We start from the raw sequence: 16,216 nt of genomic DNA on the forward strand, positions 1-16,216 counted from the left end.
GTCTTTTTTGCGTTAATTTGCCTCTGTTTTTATAAAGCAGAGGCTTTTTGTTTTTAAGTGTTTTTATTAAGTCATAATAATTTAATTAAAAGCGATAACCAATATTGGCAATAAAACCATCCATGACTAAACGGTTACTGCTTAATTCATTCATTTTATAGCGGCTATTCTCATAACCCACAGACATAGATAGCATTTCAGTAGGATTAATAATGATACCCGCACCCCAACTAAAGGCATTCTTCTTGATTTTGTTTTGTGCGATATCTTTGTCAGCGATATTCTTAAATTGTATTTGGCTAATACCTGCAACACCATAGACACTGAAAAAATCATTTAAACGTAATGTAGGGCCAGCCATAACAGAATAATAGCGGGCATTAATATCACGCAGTACTTTTTTAACTGGCTTATCTAAGTCATATTCATTTTGTGCATAAGTTGCGGTGGCTAAAATACCAACCTGCTGATTCAGCTCTTGGCGTAAAGAGAGAGAACCACCATGCATAGGGTTTTGGCCTTCCATTTTAAGTTGTGCGTAACCCGCTGAAAGTGTTGTTTTATCTAATTTAATCTCATTTTGAGCATAAGCCGAAGATGTAGCCAATAAACCAGTAATAAATAAAGTTGATAGTAATTTTGTTTTCATTAGTTATATCCCATAATTTAAATAATAAGAATGTATTATTAAGCGATGGAATTATAATGATGAGTTCATTTCAAATGGAATAAAAAATAACACGTTAGCTTAAATGCGGTTGTTTTATTAAAGAGGTCTATTAGTTGTTATTAAGATTATATAAATAATATTTTGATAATATAAATCACTATGAAAATAAATAAAAAATAAGAATGGAATTAAATAAAAAGGCTCTCTAAATAATAATAGAGAGCCTTTTTAGGCTTATTTAAGACCTAAATCACTTTGTAGGTTAATGACTTGATTTTGTAAGTTCTCTAATTCAAGTTGTTTTTCCATCACTGATTTTGATGGGTTGTTTTGTGCCGCTTTCATTTGTTTGTCAATTTCATTGATCTGTTTTTGAATATCATTTTGCCCTTTCGTTTTTTGGCGAATTTGATTTAACAGATTATTCATTGATTGGTTTAATGCTTGTTGGCTAGCTTGCTGACTTTTGAGAGAGGCATTGGTTTGTTGCTTTTCTTTCTCAATGGCAGCAAGAACGGCTTTAAACTCTGTATTTAATGCTTTCTCATTAGCGAGAATAGCTTTTTTTTGCTCGACACGATTGTCGTAAGTCCCTGAATAATTACAGTTAAACTTAGTAATTATACTGACATCACCCGTTGTTGGATCACAATCAGCGGGATTGGTGACACAACCGCTTAATAGTAAGGTTATGCCAACAAGGGAAAGAGGTAAAAATTTCATTATCATCCTTTTTAACGTTAACTAAGCTTTATTGCTGTCCGTTGAGTATAAAGACTATCAAGTTCTTCTTGTAAAGAGGTCACTTGCTTCTTCATCCCATCGATTTGTTTATCAAGTTGCGCTGTTTTTAAGCCATCTTGACGACTCTGCGCTGCAATATCTCGCCACTCACCTTCACGTTTTTTCATATCTGCTAAACGAGAACGCAGTGCTGCAATATTGGCATCAATACCTTTCAGTTGTTTCTCTGCAGCTTCTTTATTTAAACGTTGTTGTTTCATTTCTTGCTGAATTTTTGCAATGGCTTTTTTATCATCAGCAATAACCGCTTTCGCTGTGTTAGAGGCACTCTGTAAACGCTGATTTTCATTTCGAATATCAGCAATCATTGAATTGAGCATCTCTTCTTTCGTCGCATAGTTTTGGCGTTTATTGTCTAAATAGGCATTTGCACCAATACCGACACCACAACCCGCAACTGCAGCAATAAGCATACATGCGCCTTTATTGCTGGAGTTTGAGACTAAACAGCCTAATGCACCAATCGCCGCACCACCCGCACAAGCCGTAATGCCTGATTTGCTGAAAAACTCCATATCACTGTTATTTTTCAAACGAGGGTCAGTACCGCTATTACTTTGACATCCTGATAGGGCAAGCACAGCACTAATGCCAAGTACTGCCATAAGTTGTTTGTTCATACCACACCTATTATCCCAAGTCTCTGTTATTGTTTTTTGCACGCTTCAAGCCATTCGTTCCGTGAAACTTTACCGTTAGCCCAATATCCTTGGAGTCCCTGCATATACGTTGAAAGGTACGTATTTAAATTTGATTTTCCTCTGGCTTCCATCAATTGGCGTACAACGTCAATTTGTGGTTTCACCAAAGAGGCATCATAAGTTGTTGCCATATCCACTAATGTGTCTGCGTAATAACTCACGACAAAGTCGAGGGTTTTCTTATGTTCGTTAACTTGCTCTTGGCGTCGTTCGCAAGTGGCATCTTTTGTGCCCGCAGGACAATTTTTTTCATGTAATGCAATTAATCTGTCGTAGAACTCGCCATCATCTTTTAATTTGGTACATAAAAATGCACCCAATTGCAGTGATGTGCGGATAGCTTGATCTCGTTGCTCATCACGCAGTTGGGTATTTGCGCGTAATGTATTTTTCAATTCAGCTAACTGTTTTTTCAGTGCTTCATCTTGCACCTGGGTTGAGAGCGTATTTAGGCTATTAATCGAGTTATCGCTATTGGTTTTTGATTTATCGTTAGCGGGCTTCTCATTGCCCAGTTGTTGCCACTCTTTTTCGATCTCTTTGATTTTGTCTCTCGATGTCAATGCTGGCGCGACAATCGCTAAACGAAAGCCTGTGTATTTGTTTTTATTTGCACCGGTATTGGTGTAATAAGGCTCTTCTTGACGCCATGAACTGCGCATATCGCTTTCTGGGGTGAGATAACTACCACCACGCACAATAAAGCCACCAGCTTGCCCATGTAAGCGGTCGAGTTTGTTTAATCTAAAGGGTTCAAACATCATTTCAGCGACATTACCGAGCATGTCATGTAAGCCTAGTGGATTAGGCGATAACAAACCGGTTAACTGTAAAGAGCCATTCGCAGATTGACTGCCCGCAGACCAAATATAGTTTTTGGTGCCTTCTGGCATCGGGAAGCGCATATCACGAAATTCTGAGGCAGACACTTTTAAGCCACCACGCGCCGCAAATTCCCACTCCGTTTCTGTCGGTAATCTTGCAAAACCTTTTGCGCCATCTTCAACAGGTAGTGCTTCGGGATGTTTGCTTCTTAACCATTGGTTATATTGGTCTGCAAATTGCATTGCTTCATACCAACTGATATTCACTTTTGGTAAACGTAATTTATTTGACGCAACAGGGCACTCTTTACCGTTAATCACGCTCTGCATGGCGTTATATTGCAGATCGGTAACGGGGTATTTTGCCATAAGGTAGTAACGGCCTTTCTCTTTACCTTTTAATGGAAAGCTACCCGCAATATGTTCTGCTCGTGATTGTTCCAAATAACCCCATTCATCGCCTTCTTGCCCTAATGTCACACTGTAGTCTTGTAGCGGTTGGCTTAATGGAATAGTGACTTGGCGAAAGACCATTGAACCTTCACAAGGAAAAGGCAAGATCACATCATCAGGCAAAGCTTTTGGGTTAACGAATTTATCATCCCATTTGGCAGATGCGGTAAAACTGCTAGATAACAGCGCGAATGATAAAGTTAGAAGTGATAAATTAAATTTCACGTAAGCTCTCCGCAGGTTCAATCGAAACGGCACGTAATGCACCAATACTTGCCACCACTAAAGCCACAAGTAAGGCACTGCACATGGCAATCAATAAATCCCAGAATGTTAACTGACAGACAAAGGATTGTTCAGGTAAATGTGTGCCTAATAATGTGGTAAATAAGGTGCTACCGATACCATAAAGCCCAAGGGCTAAAATAAAGGCAACACTCGTTAATAACAGCGCTTGCAACACAATATATAAAGAAACTGCAAATTGACGAAAACCCAATAGGCGTAGTACTGCCATGTCTTTACGTTTGCGATCAATATTGGCAAGGAAGGCGCCAATTAATGAGGCAATACAGCCTAATAGTGATACCCAAGCAATCACGGAAAAAATAACGTTAAGAACGTAGCTGATGGCTTTTACAGACTCTATTTGGCTTTTTTGTGTCATCACATCAATGTGTTGTTGTCTAAACCAATCATCTAGTGGTGCAATGGCATCTAAATTTTTTGCATAAAGGCGAGCTTTAGCAAATTGAGTTCTTGGTTTCGCTTCAGTGCCTTGTGTTATGCCAAAAAGCGGCGTTTGATAACCATCTCGGTAATCTTCCATTGCCACTAAAACATCAAGAGAAACAAAAGCGGCCGCTCTTGGAAATTTGCTATCGCTGATAATGGCGCCAACAGTAAAGGTGCGTTTGGCGCGCTCATTAACGCCATTAAGTTTACGGCTGATAAATAAGCGCACACTATCGCCGACATTTGCTTGTAGTTTTTGAGCGGCATTGGACGAAAGTACTAAGGTGTCTGCATTTTTGGGAATAGCCACACCTTCTAATAACGGATCGTTTTCTGCTGTCGGAATAATTTCCGCATTATCAATAAAATGTTGCCCATCAATCACAATATCGGCTTGTGTGTTTAAGCTACGAGTTAATGGGATAACAAAACGAACCTCTTCTTTGTGTGCAATCTCATTAAACCAACTTTGTGGATAATTACCATTGCCTAACATACGTATTTCAAGGTTACGAGGATCATTTAGCAGTTGGTTGTGAAGCTGCGTCACAATGCCGTTTTTTAGTCCAAATAGCAGTAACAGTGGTGCAATAACTGAGACTAAAGAGAACACAATACAGAGAGCGACTTTGCGATCATAAATTAAGTCTCGCCAAGCGAGTGAACTGAGTAAGCCAAGGCGATTAGGATTGGCGCTATTGTTTGATAAAGACACTACCGCCTCCTTCTAGTTGTGCGTGATAGTGGCTGAAGCCAAAACGCTCGACTAAAGACCAATCGTGACTAACAACCAGCGCAGAGATATCGAGTTGTTTTACCATCTCCACAATCAATGCATACAACGCTTGTGCATTATGGGGATCGAGAGCGGCCGTTGGCTCATCGGCAAGTAATAAAGCTGGCTCATGGGCGATTGCGCGAATAAACGCAGCGCGTTGACGTTCACCAATGGAGAGCTGGCGAGGAAGGCGATTAAGCAAGGGGCGTAATTGCAGATGATCAATAGCGTGATCAAGCCAAGAAGAGTGCAGTGTTAATCCCAACATTTTACGAGGTAATTGGATATTTTGCATGACGGTTAAAAAGGGAAGTAACCCGCCACTTTGGAGCATAAAACCCAATTTCTCAGCACGTAATGATGAGAGTTGCGCTTGTTCATTATTCAACACCGCTTGCGTGATAATTAAATCATCACTGAGTTGAAAATGGGTTAATTCATCGGGACGTAAAATCAGCCCGAACATTTCCAATAAGGTGCTTTTACCGCAACCGCTTAAGCCAGTTAGTGCGCCGATTTCCCCTTTCTCAAGGGTCAATGAAGGAAGCGCAACACGAAAGCCGTGTTGCGCATCACCACGCGTAATTGCCATGCCTTCAATCTGGATCATTAAGGCAGGTTTTCCAGTGGAACAGGATAAACGTGATCGCGAGGATCGCTTTGTGGTGCAAGGGATATCCAACGATCAACATCTTCGTTATAGCGTTGATAATATTGCAACTTCGTATTGAGTCGGCGGATAAATTTCTCTTGCTCAAGGCCATCCCAGCTTTTCCACGTTTCTTCATCTAAACCAAGCACCTCACTTAAGTAAGGGAGGTTTTCGATGTATTCACCGAGTAAGCCCATTTCGCCTAATTTGGTTGCTGAACCTTGTTTGATTTGATTTGGATCGTTACCCATTGTGGCGGCAATCGAACGCAAATCCGCAAACATATTGTCTGGAGAGATCAAACCTTCATTAGCAGCATTAACGATTTTTTTCATGACATCGCTTAAATCACTCAACTCACTTTTAGTCAATAAGACCTGTACTTCTGTAGTTGGGATATTTTGCTGCAATAAATCACGGTCGCTTATCCATGCTTTAAACACAGGTGGTGCTTTAGTGCCTTGTTTTTCACCTAAATAGGCTAAACGCATGGCATACCCTAAATCGTGCGCATCGTTAAGTAAGGTGTTTGTTTCTTTGTCTTTGCTATAAGCAGGATCAGCATTTAGTGCGCTACCCACAGCCGCTTCACCACGATAAGCCGTTTGAATTTGAGTGGTTACAGCGGTTGCTAGGCTATCGACCATCCGACCAAAGCTATTGATATCCCCTGAATTAATCGGGTAGTAAAGCGATTTGTGTAAGAAAGGATTGAGCGTTAGCGCCTCATATTGTGCTTGTGCAGAAGCGTGATTTTTTGCACCTGATGGCGTTTTTAAATGCAGTGTATAAAGTGCAACACCGCGATAAGCGGCTTCTTGGCGAATTTGTTCAGCATCGAGCTTAGTTGATGAAAGAGGATCATCTCCCGTTAATGCGCCTGCATCGGTGATTAAAATAACGTAACGCGCACCAAAGCGTGTCCAATCAACATCATCAAGGGCTTGCATTACACCCGCATAAGCATCTTCATCAAAACGGCTACTTGAGACTTTCGCTTGGCGTAATTCTTTGACTTTATTGAGGAAGTCAGGGCCATCTTTGACATCATTGGGATTAACAAACATTTTGCTGTCGTATTCCAATGCAGGAACGGCTTTGATATTAGAGCGAAATGCCACTAAACCAAATTTGACCTTATCCAACATGTTGTCTTTTTCGACTTGTGCGTAAACCTTTTGAATCGCTTCTTTGGTTCTATCAATGTAAGGATCCATTGATATTGTTGAGTCGATAACAAACACTACTGCGGCAGAAAAACCTTGCATCATATTGTCAGCATCTTTGCTGTTAGGTGTTGTTGGTTTTGCACTGTTTGCAGTAGCATTCGCATTCTGTGCGTCTTTGCTGTCTTTGGTTTGTGAAGAGACAGAAGCCACATTGAGCACTCGCACTTTATAGCCAGCATCAGTAAAGACTTCATCTGAGCCTAATACAGGCAGTAGATAGAAATTACTTTTCTGATCAATCATATAATCAGGCTCTTTTGCTAAAACAGCCTGATTCACTTTTTGGTTTTTGATATCTGCTAAAAAGGGCTTGTACTGTTTTTCAGGGGTTGGACTTTCAAGTAAGCTTTCAACCGTTTGCTTATCTTTGAAAAACAGCATTGGGTTACGACCCGCAGGGTTAGTAAATGCGAGAGTTAACTGCATTTTCCACTCTGATGTACAACTTGCATTCATCCAACCGCTAATATGACCTAAGCTATCAGGGCCAACTTGTAGCCACTCATTGGCGCCTTGTTTTTGACGCTGATAAACATAAAAACGGCTAAATGCAGGTTGCTCTTTCCCTGTTGCGCCAATCTTGTCAGCAACTTGGCAACCTGGATAAGTTAATACACGTTGATAGAGGGTTTTTTTACCCTCTTGTAATAGCGGCTTTTTCTCTTCAGCACTTGTTGGTGCTGTTAGAATTAAACCGCTGAGAATAAGAGTAAGCCAATGCGCCTTTTTCATGCGACTTTCCTATTTTTTCAAAGCTTCAAGACGCGCTTTTGCGTCGCTGTTTTGTGAGTCATGATTTAGAACCGCTTCGTACCAATAAATGGCCGTTTCTTTGTCTGCACTAAAGCAACCTTGTGCTGATGCGGTTTCTGGATCGTATTCACGAGCGTAATTCAGTGCGATATCAACATCACCTGATTGTGCTTTATAAGCATATAAACGTTGAGCAACATCACATTGATTGTTCTGTTTTGCTTGTTCAATCGTTGCAAGGATAGTTTTGCTATCTGGTTGGCTCTGTATGCAGCTTTGTACAAAGGCTAATGCAGTACCAGATTTCATATTTTCAACACTACACACACTTGGGGTTGTGGGTTCTGGTGTCGGCTGTGGCGCAGGCTCGCCAGCAGGATTACCTCTTAGTAAGAAGAACCATGTTAAGACACCTGCTAAAATTAAAATCAAGATAATGGCTAAAATTAAGCCAATTTTTGATTTTTTCGGCGCGGGTGGTATTGGGCGCTGTGGCGGTTCATCTACTTTGATTTCAGGGATAATTGGCTCTGGTTCTTCAGATCCAATTTTGATAGGTTCTGGCTCTGGCTCCTGTGGCGCTTCTTCAACAATAGGAGCCGGTGGAACAGGCTGATTATCTAATGTTGCCGTTGATTTTAATGCTTCACTTTGACCTTGCGCTTGTGAGGCTAATACGCCATCACGAATACGTAATCGCCCGATATCTTGTGTTTCATTATCGTCTTTCAACGTAAATTGATACGCCATTTGTAAGTTGCTAACGAGGGGATCAACCAACGTTTTATCAAGAACGATTTGATAACCGTCATCAGCATCTTCAAGTGAAAGCTGGTGGAAAAAGGCATTACCTACCCATTCCCCTTTATCATTTAAGAAATAGCGATCTTGGTTACGCTGAATGCTTAAATAAACAGGGGAAGCGTCACCTTCCCAATTACGAATACTTAATACCGCAAAGCCAGGACGAGCAGGTTGTACGGGTTTTAATTCTGGATTAAACACGAATTATGACTCCACGACGGATGATTTCATGGTTTGAATTATTTGGCCTAATAGTGCGTTTTGTTCAGCACTGATCTCTCTTCCCGCAGAATGCCCCGCATTCTCAGTAATAATCGCTGATAAAGCGATAAGCCAATCAATTACAAATAAAAGGGTGTAGTTAACAGGGTTGGTAGGTAAGCGAACTAAGCGCTCATCCTCACCCCATTGCACGCTAGTGTTATCGGGTTTTTCAAAGATTTTATGACCGACATTGATTTTGCTATCTGGCTTCTCAACACCGTTATCTTTGAAATTAAACCAAGTAATAAAATCACCCAGTACATTATAAACACGAGATGACTGCTGTTCGGCTAAGTCATCACGACGGGCAATGGCTTCTGTCCCTGCAAGGGTTTTCAACATGCGTTGTTCAACACCTAGGCGATTAATAGCCGTGATAAGCTCATCAACTAACAGCACCATAATTTCTTGGTCAATGCCTAAATAGGTTAACAAGGTACTGTTATCAGGCAGGCTACGCAGATGATTTATCCATAATGCCATCACTTTTTTAGGATAGGTAACCTCATTGCCGTGACCTTTAGGGGCTTCATCTTCTTCAGGCTCTAGAGAAATCGGGGCATCGCTAAAGAGATCAAAAGTCGGTTGCTCTATAGCTGCAAAGGCAGAAACTGGCGCTTGAGTCGCTTTTTTGTTATCTGAAAGCGTATCGATAACCTCTTTTTCTTGCATATATAGATCGTAGAGTGATTTGCGAGAAGGCAACAGGTAATCCAGTAAAGCACCTTGCAAATAAGGGCGACTTTGCATAAAGCGTAAAATAGTGGCTGCGTTACGGCGTTTGACTTGGAGCTCTTCTTCACCGCCTGATTGATACCATTTTTCAAGATGATGACCGATTAAATCACGTTGAATTTCTTGCAATTGCTCACTAATACGTTCAAGTTTCAGTGATTTTAACGCAACGGTTTCAAGGTAGTCGGCAAGGCGTTGCATACCGCCATCGTTAAGCGACAACATAGCATCCCATGCTTGGTCTGGCTCACGAATATAGCGTTGGACAGTTTCGTCTTCAGCAAAGGTTTTTTTCATCAGATGTAATTGTGAAACACTGTCCTCGTTTAAGACAGTCTCTTTGCCATTACTGATTTGAATAAATGGGGTAGGTACACCTGGTTTACGCACTAAGAAGGTGTTATTGAAGGCTTCACCATTGATCCAATCTGATGACATCCATTCATATTGACCAAAGCGCTCTAACATGGCCATTTTGATCATGCCACCTTTACCCCATGATTGACGCAATAACGCTTCATTCAGGGTTAATGAGTTGGTAATACGCATATCAAACATGGTCATTGCCCAAATTAAACCAGAAGGGCGTTTAGCGCGTGTTAATGCATCTTTACCTTGCGTGTTATTGATCCACTCTGTGAGAACTGCACCGACTTCTTTTACGTCTGATTGCTTGTTTGATGCGGTACATACCACAAGTACATTCATCTCTTGGTTATCGGTATAACGTTCAAACAGATAGGCAACTTTACCCCGAAGAATAAGCTGTGCCAGAGGATTAGCGCTGTCATCGTTGACCTGACGACGTACATCCGCCATAGTTTCAACGCCTAAACGACCGCGATAGCCCGGAAAATCAAGCAGTTCAACGTGTTCAAATAGAGCCTTACTCGGTGCATCTAATAATGGGACGACTAATTCAACCGTCAGTGCAGTTAATTCGGCTAATGACAATGTGACAGGGGCATCAATACGATCGCCATGAACAGGACAAATGCTGATCTGGCTATCATTGGCAGTATTGAGACGCTCTAACATATCCACATTCATAATACTGTCTGCTTGTACTAACACGCCGTCTTGTTCTTTGACTAAAGAAGAGAGCGGAGCCAAAACAAGAGATGCATTACCTAAAGAAGCCAGTGTGGTGCTAAAACGTTGATAAGCGGATGTCAGCTCTGCAATATCGCCCCATAACACAGAAAAGAGTTTAGCGCGTTGCGCAATGCTGAGATAAGGCGCTAATTCAATCGCTTTAGGCCAATAGGTTGTCGCCAGTTTTTTCTGGCTTTTTTCCGCATGGCGTTGCAGATAATCCCATAATGAAACAACATCATCATGAGTAATACCCGCAACAGGTGTCGCACTGCGTTGTGTGCTTAATGAATTGATTAAACGAGAAATTTTCTCATCATCTAATTCAAATTCAATTTTTTCCTGATTAAAGTCATACAGATAAGCATTGGCGAGAATTTTAACAATCTCAATTTCGCTGAAAAGATGTAGCTCGACAGGAAACTCTTGCGTACCTTTTGTGGCATTGCGACTAAAGCGAGTCACTAAACCTGTGGCTTCTTTACCGCCACCTGGTGGGTTGATGTGGTCGATAAAATCAAGGGTTTTACCTGACATGCTCGTTCTTAATCGGCCTTCTTGTCCTGCGGCAAGTGCTGAAATCAGGTACGATTTTCCTGCCTGAGACAGACCAAAAAAGCCCACAGACATTGGTCGTTGTGTCGCTAAACTGAGATTTTTCGCCATATTACGGCTACGGCGCAGACGATAGATAAGGCTATCGGCTTCGGTATTTAAACGAGGTGCATTACCTCTTACGGCCGTTACCCAATCAATGGCTTTACCTGCGCCTTGATAAATGGCATCCCATTTGGCTGTTAACTGTTTTTCATCCATCATATTCATTTACCTAATACACTCCCGCTATCCAGCCAATAGGATGTTTCACCAATACCACTATCTGCTAACGTATTGAGTTTGAAGCTTAAACCGTTCTTATTAACGCCACCTTTGCCATTAATAAGCTCCATTTCTTCAATACGTAATTTTTCAGATTTATTGTCATCATTATGGCCGGAGGCACCTCTTTCTTCTCCCAACTTGATATGCAATACGCTGTCTTCTTGGCTAAGTTGCTGTGCCAATTTCGGATTTTTAATGCGTAAGGTATAAAGTGGAGACGCAGGCCAACGGGCATTATCCAATTGACGGAAACCTAAGCGTATTCCGCCTCTGACTTCAAAATAGGTATCAGGATCAGGCTCAAATTTATCCTGAATATCACGGTAGTAAACGTCATTATCGGAAATAGTGTTGTTGTTATCCAACATCCCTAAATAACGTACTGTTGAGTAAGTTTTAAAGTTACCTGTCGAGAAGTAGAAGTTGAGTAAACGTGCATTTTCAGCCATTAAACACAACATTGCACCGACTGCCGCTGTTGATTTTGGATCGTCAATACGGCCTTTTTTGTTGAATGGATACCAACCCCCTGTTTTGTAGCCGTGTAATGGCAGAATACGAGAAGGCGGTACAGGCTGTAATACTTTTAATAGCGCTTGAATTCCCGGTAAACGAGAAGGGCGGCCTGTTAGCAGTAAAACATCACAGGAGTAGTAATAAAGTACTTCACACAGTGCTTTTAAACTACGTGTGATATTAATACGTTCACCTGAAATAAATTCAGCGTGCAATTGCGCAAAGTTAATTTGTACAGGCACATTTAAAATGGAGAAACTGTCGCCACCACCAAGCTCTTTATTGGTTGCGTCATCAATATAACGACGTACATGTTCTGTCGGTAGAACGTTAAGTAATTCACCAAAAGTACTGTTAATGCCTTCATGAGGAACTAAGGGATCGTAGTTTTCGTATTGGCTTAAAATCTTTAACCCAATCGGATTAAAGATTTGTAGGGTAAGCTGTTGGCGCAACACTTGTTGCCCTGCATCTAAACCTTCACTGCCAAAAAGAGAAGACATCAGAGCATCAGCATCAGAAATACCCGCATCCGTTAATGCTGTGCGTAATGCAGGCAACACACAAATTTGGATGATATCTAATAAAATATCATCACCTGCAATTTTGAATCCTTCACGGAATAACTGTGTTGGAATAATTTTGACGTTGCTACCTGTACCTGTATCCAATTTATAGCGTGTGATAACGAGATCGGTTGTTCCGCCGCCAATATCAATTGAGGCAATCTTTAATGTACTATCACCCGTTAATGTGCGGTTATCTTCACGCACTTGGCTGGCAAAAAAGGCTTCAGTACGCTCACCAAATTTAATTTGAGTTTCGTTGTAGAGATAAACTAACTGACCACAAGTGGCTTCATCCCATTTCACATGGATGTTTGGCATCGGTATACGACATTGTTCATCTTTACCGTCAAAACGCAATTTTTCGTCAGTCGGGTCCCAATTCATGGCTTTCCAAATTAGCCCTAATGCGTTTTCCATGCACGTCTCAAAAATAGCGCGCTCTGGTTTTGGCATTGCAGGTGGAATAGTCAAAATGATATTGCGCAATTGACGAGGCGCACTTGCGTGACTCATTTTAAGGCGTTGAGCTGGGCTGTTCATTTGTGTTAATGCCTGCGCTAACACTTCGGTTAACATCATGGTCATTAATGAACTGCGAGTATAGTTTGGCGTAAATACAGGCATGCGATCATCAGGCTCTAAACGGAATAACGGTTCACCGTGATCGTTTAGAAGATAAGTCATCGGCACAGCAGTCGCCAGTGGCTCTCTGTCTGTTTGACCAAAAGAACGACTAAAGCGCCAACCCGGCGAATAAGGCGAGTCGTCCCATAAATAGCGTTTAGGGCTTGAAATACCTGTTGAACCTTCAGTTCCTAAGCGTTGCGCTGCCATGCGATTGGCTTCTGGGCCAACGCGACCAATGGTGGGCCACATAAAGGCATTGTTGCGACCGCTATTAACTGAAAAATCTTGTTTACCAAATTCAGCTTGCGCAAATTCAACACGGCTTTCAAATGGCTCATTATAGATTTGATAAGGATGGCTTAGATCACGCAGTGTCATTTCATAGAGTTGCGTTAACCCTTTGTTATCATTGATATGATCTTCAATTAAGATCCCACAAGTGCGTGAGTTACCCACATCAAGAATAAGATCAACTTCAATCGCAGGCTCTTGTGGTTTAGTTTCGTTAATTTTGATTTCAGGTAAGTGTAGTTTCTCACCTAATATATTGAGTAAATTGAGGTAATGTGCTTGATGTTGAAACTCTTTGAGCGCCTCTTCAAGTTCATCATGGTACATTTTGGTGACAGCCAGCGCTCTTTCGCTAAAGACTTCCTTTAACCAACCATCAATCCACGGTGTTTCAAGGAAGTTCTCAACTTCATAACCTAAATAGGCCAGCGCAAAAGCAACACCAGAGCGAACATCTTCTTCGTTTGGTGCAAGATAAGCAGTATTGGCGCGATTAGGCTCAATACGGGTATCAAATGCCACAACAACACGGTGTGTATGTCCATCTTCATCGGGCTCTGGCAGTTGATGGAACATCATTCTTACCCAGTTATCAGGGCCTTGAGAGAATGCGCGTGGTGGATTAAAACGGAAAAATGGCACTGGTAGCCATGTGTCATTTAATAGTGTTAATGACTCTTCAAGGGAGAAACTAAATTCAGCTTCTCTCGGTGTTTGAGGCTGATTTTTAGGTGCAGGATAAAGATAGTTATCATCTCGTTCATTATAGATGAGTCGCATTAACGGGCCGTTTTCGCCTTTTTTAACAAACTCACCGTACTCTTTGCGCTGTGGTAGCTTAAAACCGAAATCCAGAAACTGAATATTACTGTCTCGGATAAGGGTAATTTTATCTTTATAATCGGTCAGTGGCGCTAACATGAATTAGTTATTCTCCCGCTTCATTGATAATGGGAATGGCTGACTGTTCTCATATTTTCCTTGGCAATCAGCAATATTTTGGCTTCCTGGCTGGCAAATAATGTTTGGCATCAAATAGTTTGAGCCATCACTACACAGAGCCTGACCTTGGTTATTAATATTTAATCCGCCTTGATTAACGGCTGCGTTGACAGGTGCTTTGCAGGTCACGCCATCACTGCGAGTCATTACGACTTGTCCTTTGCCATTATCGAGTTGGTAATTTAGGCTCAGTGGCTTACCTGTTTTTTGATCTTGGATCCCCGCCCCTGCTTTCCATTGGCCATTTAGGAATTGGGTTGAGCCATTCGCTAATGCATTCGCAGGAATGGTCAGTGGTGTTGTGTTATCAACTGTCGTAGGCGGTGTAACATCGGGTGGAGCATTGGGATCAACAGGAGGGTTAGGCGTGTTGCTCTCATTTCCTGTATTTGGGTTGTTATCTGTTTTCGGTTGCTCATTTTGTGCCGCAGGATCAACGGGTGGTACATTCGGTTGTTGTGCATCTTCGGGCAATGTTCCTTCAGGTAAGGCACCTTGGTTATTGTCTGTTTGAGGATCAACCACAGGTAAACCCGTATTAGGATCAATCACTGCACCGTTACCGTCAGTGCCATTAATCACATTTCCATTCGTATCTACAGTGCCTAATGTTCCAGTGTGAACAGTGCCTGTTGGCACACCGACGGTGTGACCGTTAGTTACCACTGTGGGGATTTTCGGTTTTTCAAGCGTAGGTTCTGGCAATTTAGGCGCTTCAATATCTGGCGTTTTAATATCGACCGTAGGTAACGCTGGCGTTGAAAAACAGCCTCTTAAGAAGAAAATAGCGAGTAGAAGTAATAATAAAGGTAACAGCCACCATAAAAAACGCCACCAAGGACGCTTAGTGTCAGTAATGATGATATTTTCTTGGGCTGGTGGAACCGCTGGTGATGTTGGTGCGATTGGCGCAACCGCTGGCTTTAAGCAAGCAACAGGATCAACTCTAAGTTGCTGATTGGCGCTGACAAACCCCCAAAAGGTAATAATCGGTTGTCCATCAACAATAAAAATATGGTTTTCGTCAGGAAATTGGATAGTTTTACTGAGCAGGGCGCCAAAAAGCTGGCTTTCTTTATTTCCAGCTCTTTGCTGTTCTTGTTCACTAAAGGCGATTAAATCATCTTGATTCTTTTTCAGTAGAGCATAAGCGGCAGTGCGCTCTTCTTCTGAAGCCGCAGACCAAGGAATAACAGAGCCGTCAATCGGTGAATACCAGTCAATACGCTCGCCTGTTTCATTGGGCTGAGGAATAGCAAGGCATTGAGAAATATGTGCCTTTCCTCTTAAACGTAGAGTTTCACGTAGTTGCAGTGCCGAGATATAAACAGCCTGTCCATTTTCTCCCATAGGGAGGTAATTTTCTAATTTACCACTTCGTAAGAATGCTTTATTCACGACGATCATTCCGCTAGGCAAGATTATCTATGGGTAAGTTGGCTTATCCGTAAATAGGCTTTAAGGCTAAAAATAAAGATATAAAATTGATATACATTTTATATTATCAGAAATTGGGTGTCTATCTAGCGGATTATTTAGGGTTGATTAACTGATTATTATTAAAGGTTTTTTTATTTTTCTTGAGTGAAAGAGGGAATATTAAGGTAACGATTATGATAATTAAATAATGATGTTACAGGTTGCGCTATATTTTCTTAAATATATGGATTAAATCACCGAGATATTGAGTTTTACATTAAAAAATAATGAAATAGAAGAAAAAAAAGACAAAATATAAAAGAATAAACTATTAATGATCATCTAACTGTTGTGATAATAATCACAAAATAGGTTTATTCTGAATAATGAGGAAATAAAAAAGGAAAAAAATA

The 16,216-nt window shown here is 41.3% G+C and carries 11 protein-coding genes; all 11 read right to left on the bottom strand.

Annotated features, from left to right (window positions below):
- Positions 1-85: 85 nt before the first annotated feature.
- The 11 genes from JEP36_RS05680 to JEP36_RS05730 all read right to left on the bottom strand — a co-directional run bounded on the left by JEP36_RS05680 (position 86) and on the right by JEP36_RS05730 (position 15,782).
- Positions 86-649: an Ail/Lom family outer membrane beta-barrel protein gene (locus tag JEP36_RS05680; RefSeq protein WP_198620115.1), complete on the bottom strand. Its 564-nt coding sequence runs from the start codon at positions 647-649 to the stop codon at positions 86-88.
- Between the two features lie 255 nt (positions 650-904).
- On the bottom strand, positions 905-1,393 hold the full coding sequence (locus tag JEP36_RS05685; RefSeq protein ID WP_198629967.1) for a hypothetical protein: 489 nt from the start codon (positions 1,391-1,393) through the stop codon (positions 905-907).
- A 17-nt stretch (positions 1,394-1,410) separates the two neighbouring features.
- The gene (locus JEP36_RS05690) at positions 1,411-2,094 is read right to left on the bottom strand and encodes a hypothetical protein (RefSeq protein ID WP_109373735.1); all 684 of its coding nucleotides are present in this window, start codon (positions 2,092-2,094) and stop codon (positions 1,411-1,413) included.
- A 26-nt stretch (positions 2,095-2,120) separates the two neighbouring features.
- Entirely contained in the window at positions 2,121-3,677 is a 1,557-nt protein-coding gene (locus tag JEP36_RS05695; RefSeq protein WP_198629968.1) for a formylglycine-generating enzyme family protein, read from the bottom strand.
- Positions 3,667-4,902: an ABC transporter permease gene (locus tag JEP36_RS05700; protein WP_198626277.1), complete on the bottom strand. Its 1,236-nt coding sequence runs from the start codon at positions 4,900-4,902 to the stop codon at positions 3,667-3,669. The genes JEP36_RS05695 and JEP36_RS05700 overlap by 11 nt, the downstream gene beginning before the upstream one ends.
- Positions 4,883-5,575 carry an ABC transporter ATP-binding protein gene (locus JEP36_RS05705; RefSeq protein WP_198620112.1) on the bottom strand — a complete coding sequence of 231 codons (693 nt, stop codon included), beginning with the start codon at positions 5,573-5,575 and terminating at the stop codon, positions 4,883-4,885. The genes JEP36_RS05700 and JEP36_RS05705 overlap by 20 nt, the downstream gene beginning before the upstream one ends.
- The gene (locus tag JEP36_RS05710) at positions 5,575-7,578 is read right to left on the bottom strand and encodes a vWA domain-containing protein (protein WP_198629969.1); all 2,004 of its coding nucleotides are present in this window, start codon (positions 7,576-7,578) and stop codon (positions 5,575-5,577) included. The genes JEP36_RS05705 and JEP36_RS05710 overlap by 1 nt, the downstream gene beginning before the upstream one ends.
- A 9-nt stretch (positions 7,579-7,587) precedes the next feature.
- The gene (locus JEP36_RS05715; protein WP_196533924.1) at positions 7,588-8,604 is read right to left on the bottom strand and encodes a hypothetical protein; all 1,017 of its coding nucleotides are present in this window, start codon (positions 8,602-8,604) and stop codon (positions 7,588-7,590) included.
- Between the two features lie 3 nt (positions 8,605-8,607).
- Positions 8,608-11,316 (bottom strand): putative virulence factor, encoded by a 2,709-nt coding sequence (locus tag JEP36_RS05720; protein WP_232799437.1) that lies wholly within the window; start codon positions 11,314-11,316, stop codon positions 8,608-8,610.
- A 2-nt stretch (positions 11,317-11,318) separates the two neighbouring features.
- Positions 11,319-14,303, bottom strand: coding sequence for a virulence factor SrfB (locus JEP36_RS05725; RefSeq protein WP_198626280.1), 2,985 nt, complete (start codon positions 14,301-14,303; stop codon positions 11,319-11,321).
- 3 nt (positions 14,304-14,306) lie between these two features.
- Positions 14,307-15,782 carry an SrfA family protein gene (locus tag JEP36_RS05730; RefSeq protein WP_198629970.1) on the bottom strand — a complete coding sequence of 492 codons (1,476 nt, stop codon included), beginning with the start codon at positions 15,780-15,782 and terminating at the stop codon, positions 14,307-14,309.
- Between the last annotated feature and the right edge of the window lie 434 nt (positions 15,783-16,216).

This window comes from Proteus sp. PR00208, from assembly GCF_016238545.1.
Taxonomy (GTDB): Bacteria; Pseudomonadota; Gammaproteobacteria; order Enterobacterales; family Enterobacteriaceae; genus Proteus.

What these genes read in the sequence shown, in the direction of transcription:
- JEP36_RS05680 (WP_198620115.1), bottom strand. Translation starts at nt 649, where the DNA reads ATGAAAACAAAATTACTATCAACTTTATTTATTACTGGTTTATTGGCT.
- JEP36_RS05685 (WP_198629967.1), bottom strand. Translation starts at nt 1,393, where the DNA reads ATGAAATTTTTACCTCTTTCCCTTGTTGGCATAACCTTACTATTAAGC.
- JEP36_RS05690 (WP_109373735.1), bottom strand. Translation starts at nt 2,094, where the DNA reads ATGAACAAACAACTTATGGCAGTACTTGGCATTAGTGCTGTGCTTGCC.
- JEP36_RS05705 (WP_198620112.1), bottom strand. Translation starts at nt 5,575, where the DNA reads ATGATCCAGATTGAAGGCATGGCAATTACGCGTGGTGATGCGCAACAC.
- JEP36_RS05710 (WP_198629969.1), bottom strand. Translation starts at nt 7,578, where the DNA reads ATGAAAAAGGCGCATTGGCTTACTCTTATTCTCAGCGGTTTAATTCTA.
- JEP36_RS05720 (WP_232799437.1), bottom strand. Translation starts at nt 11,316, where the DNA reads ATGATGGATGAAAAACAGTTAACAGCCAAATGGGATGCCATTTATCAA.
- JEP36_RS05725 (WP_198626280.1), bottom strand. Translation starts at nt 14,303, where the DNA reads ATGTTAGCGCCACTGACCGATTATAAAGATAAAATTACCCTTATCCGA.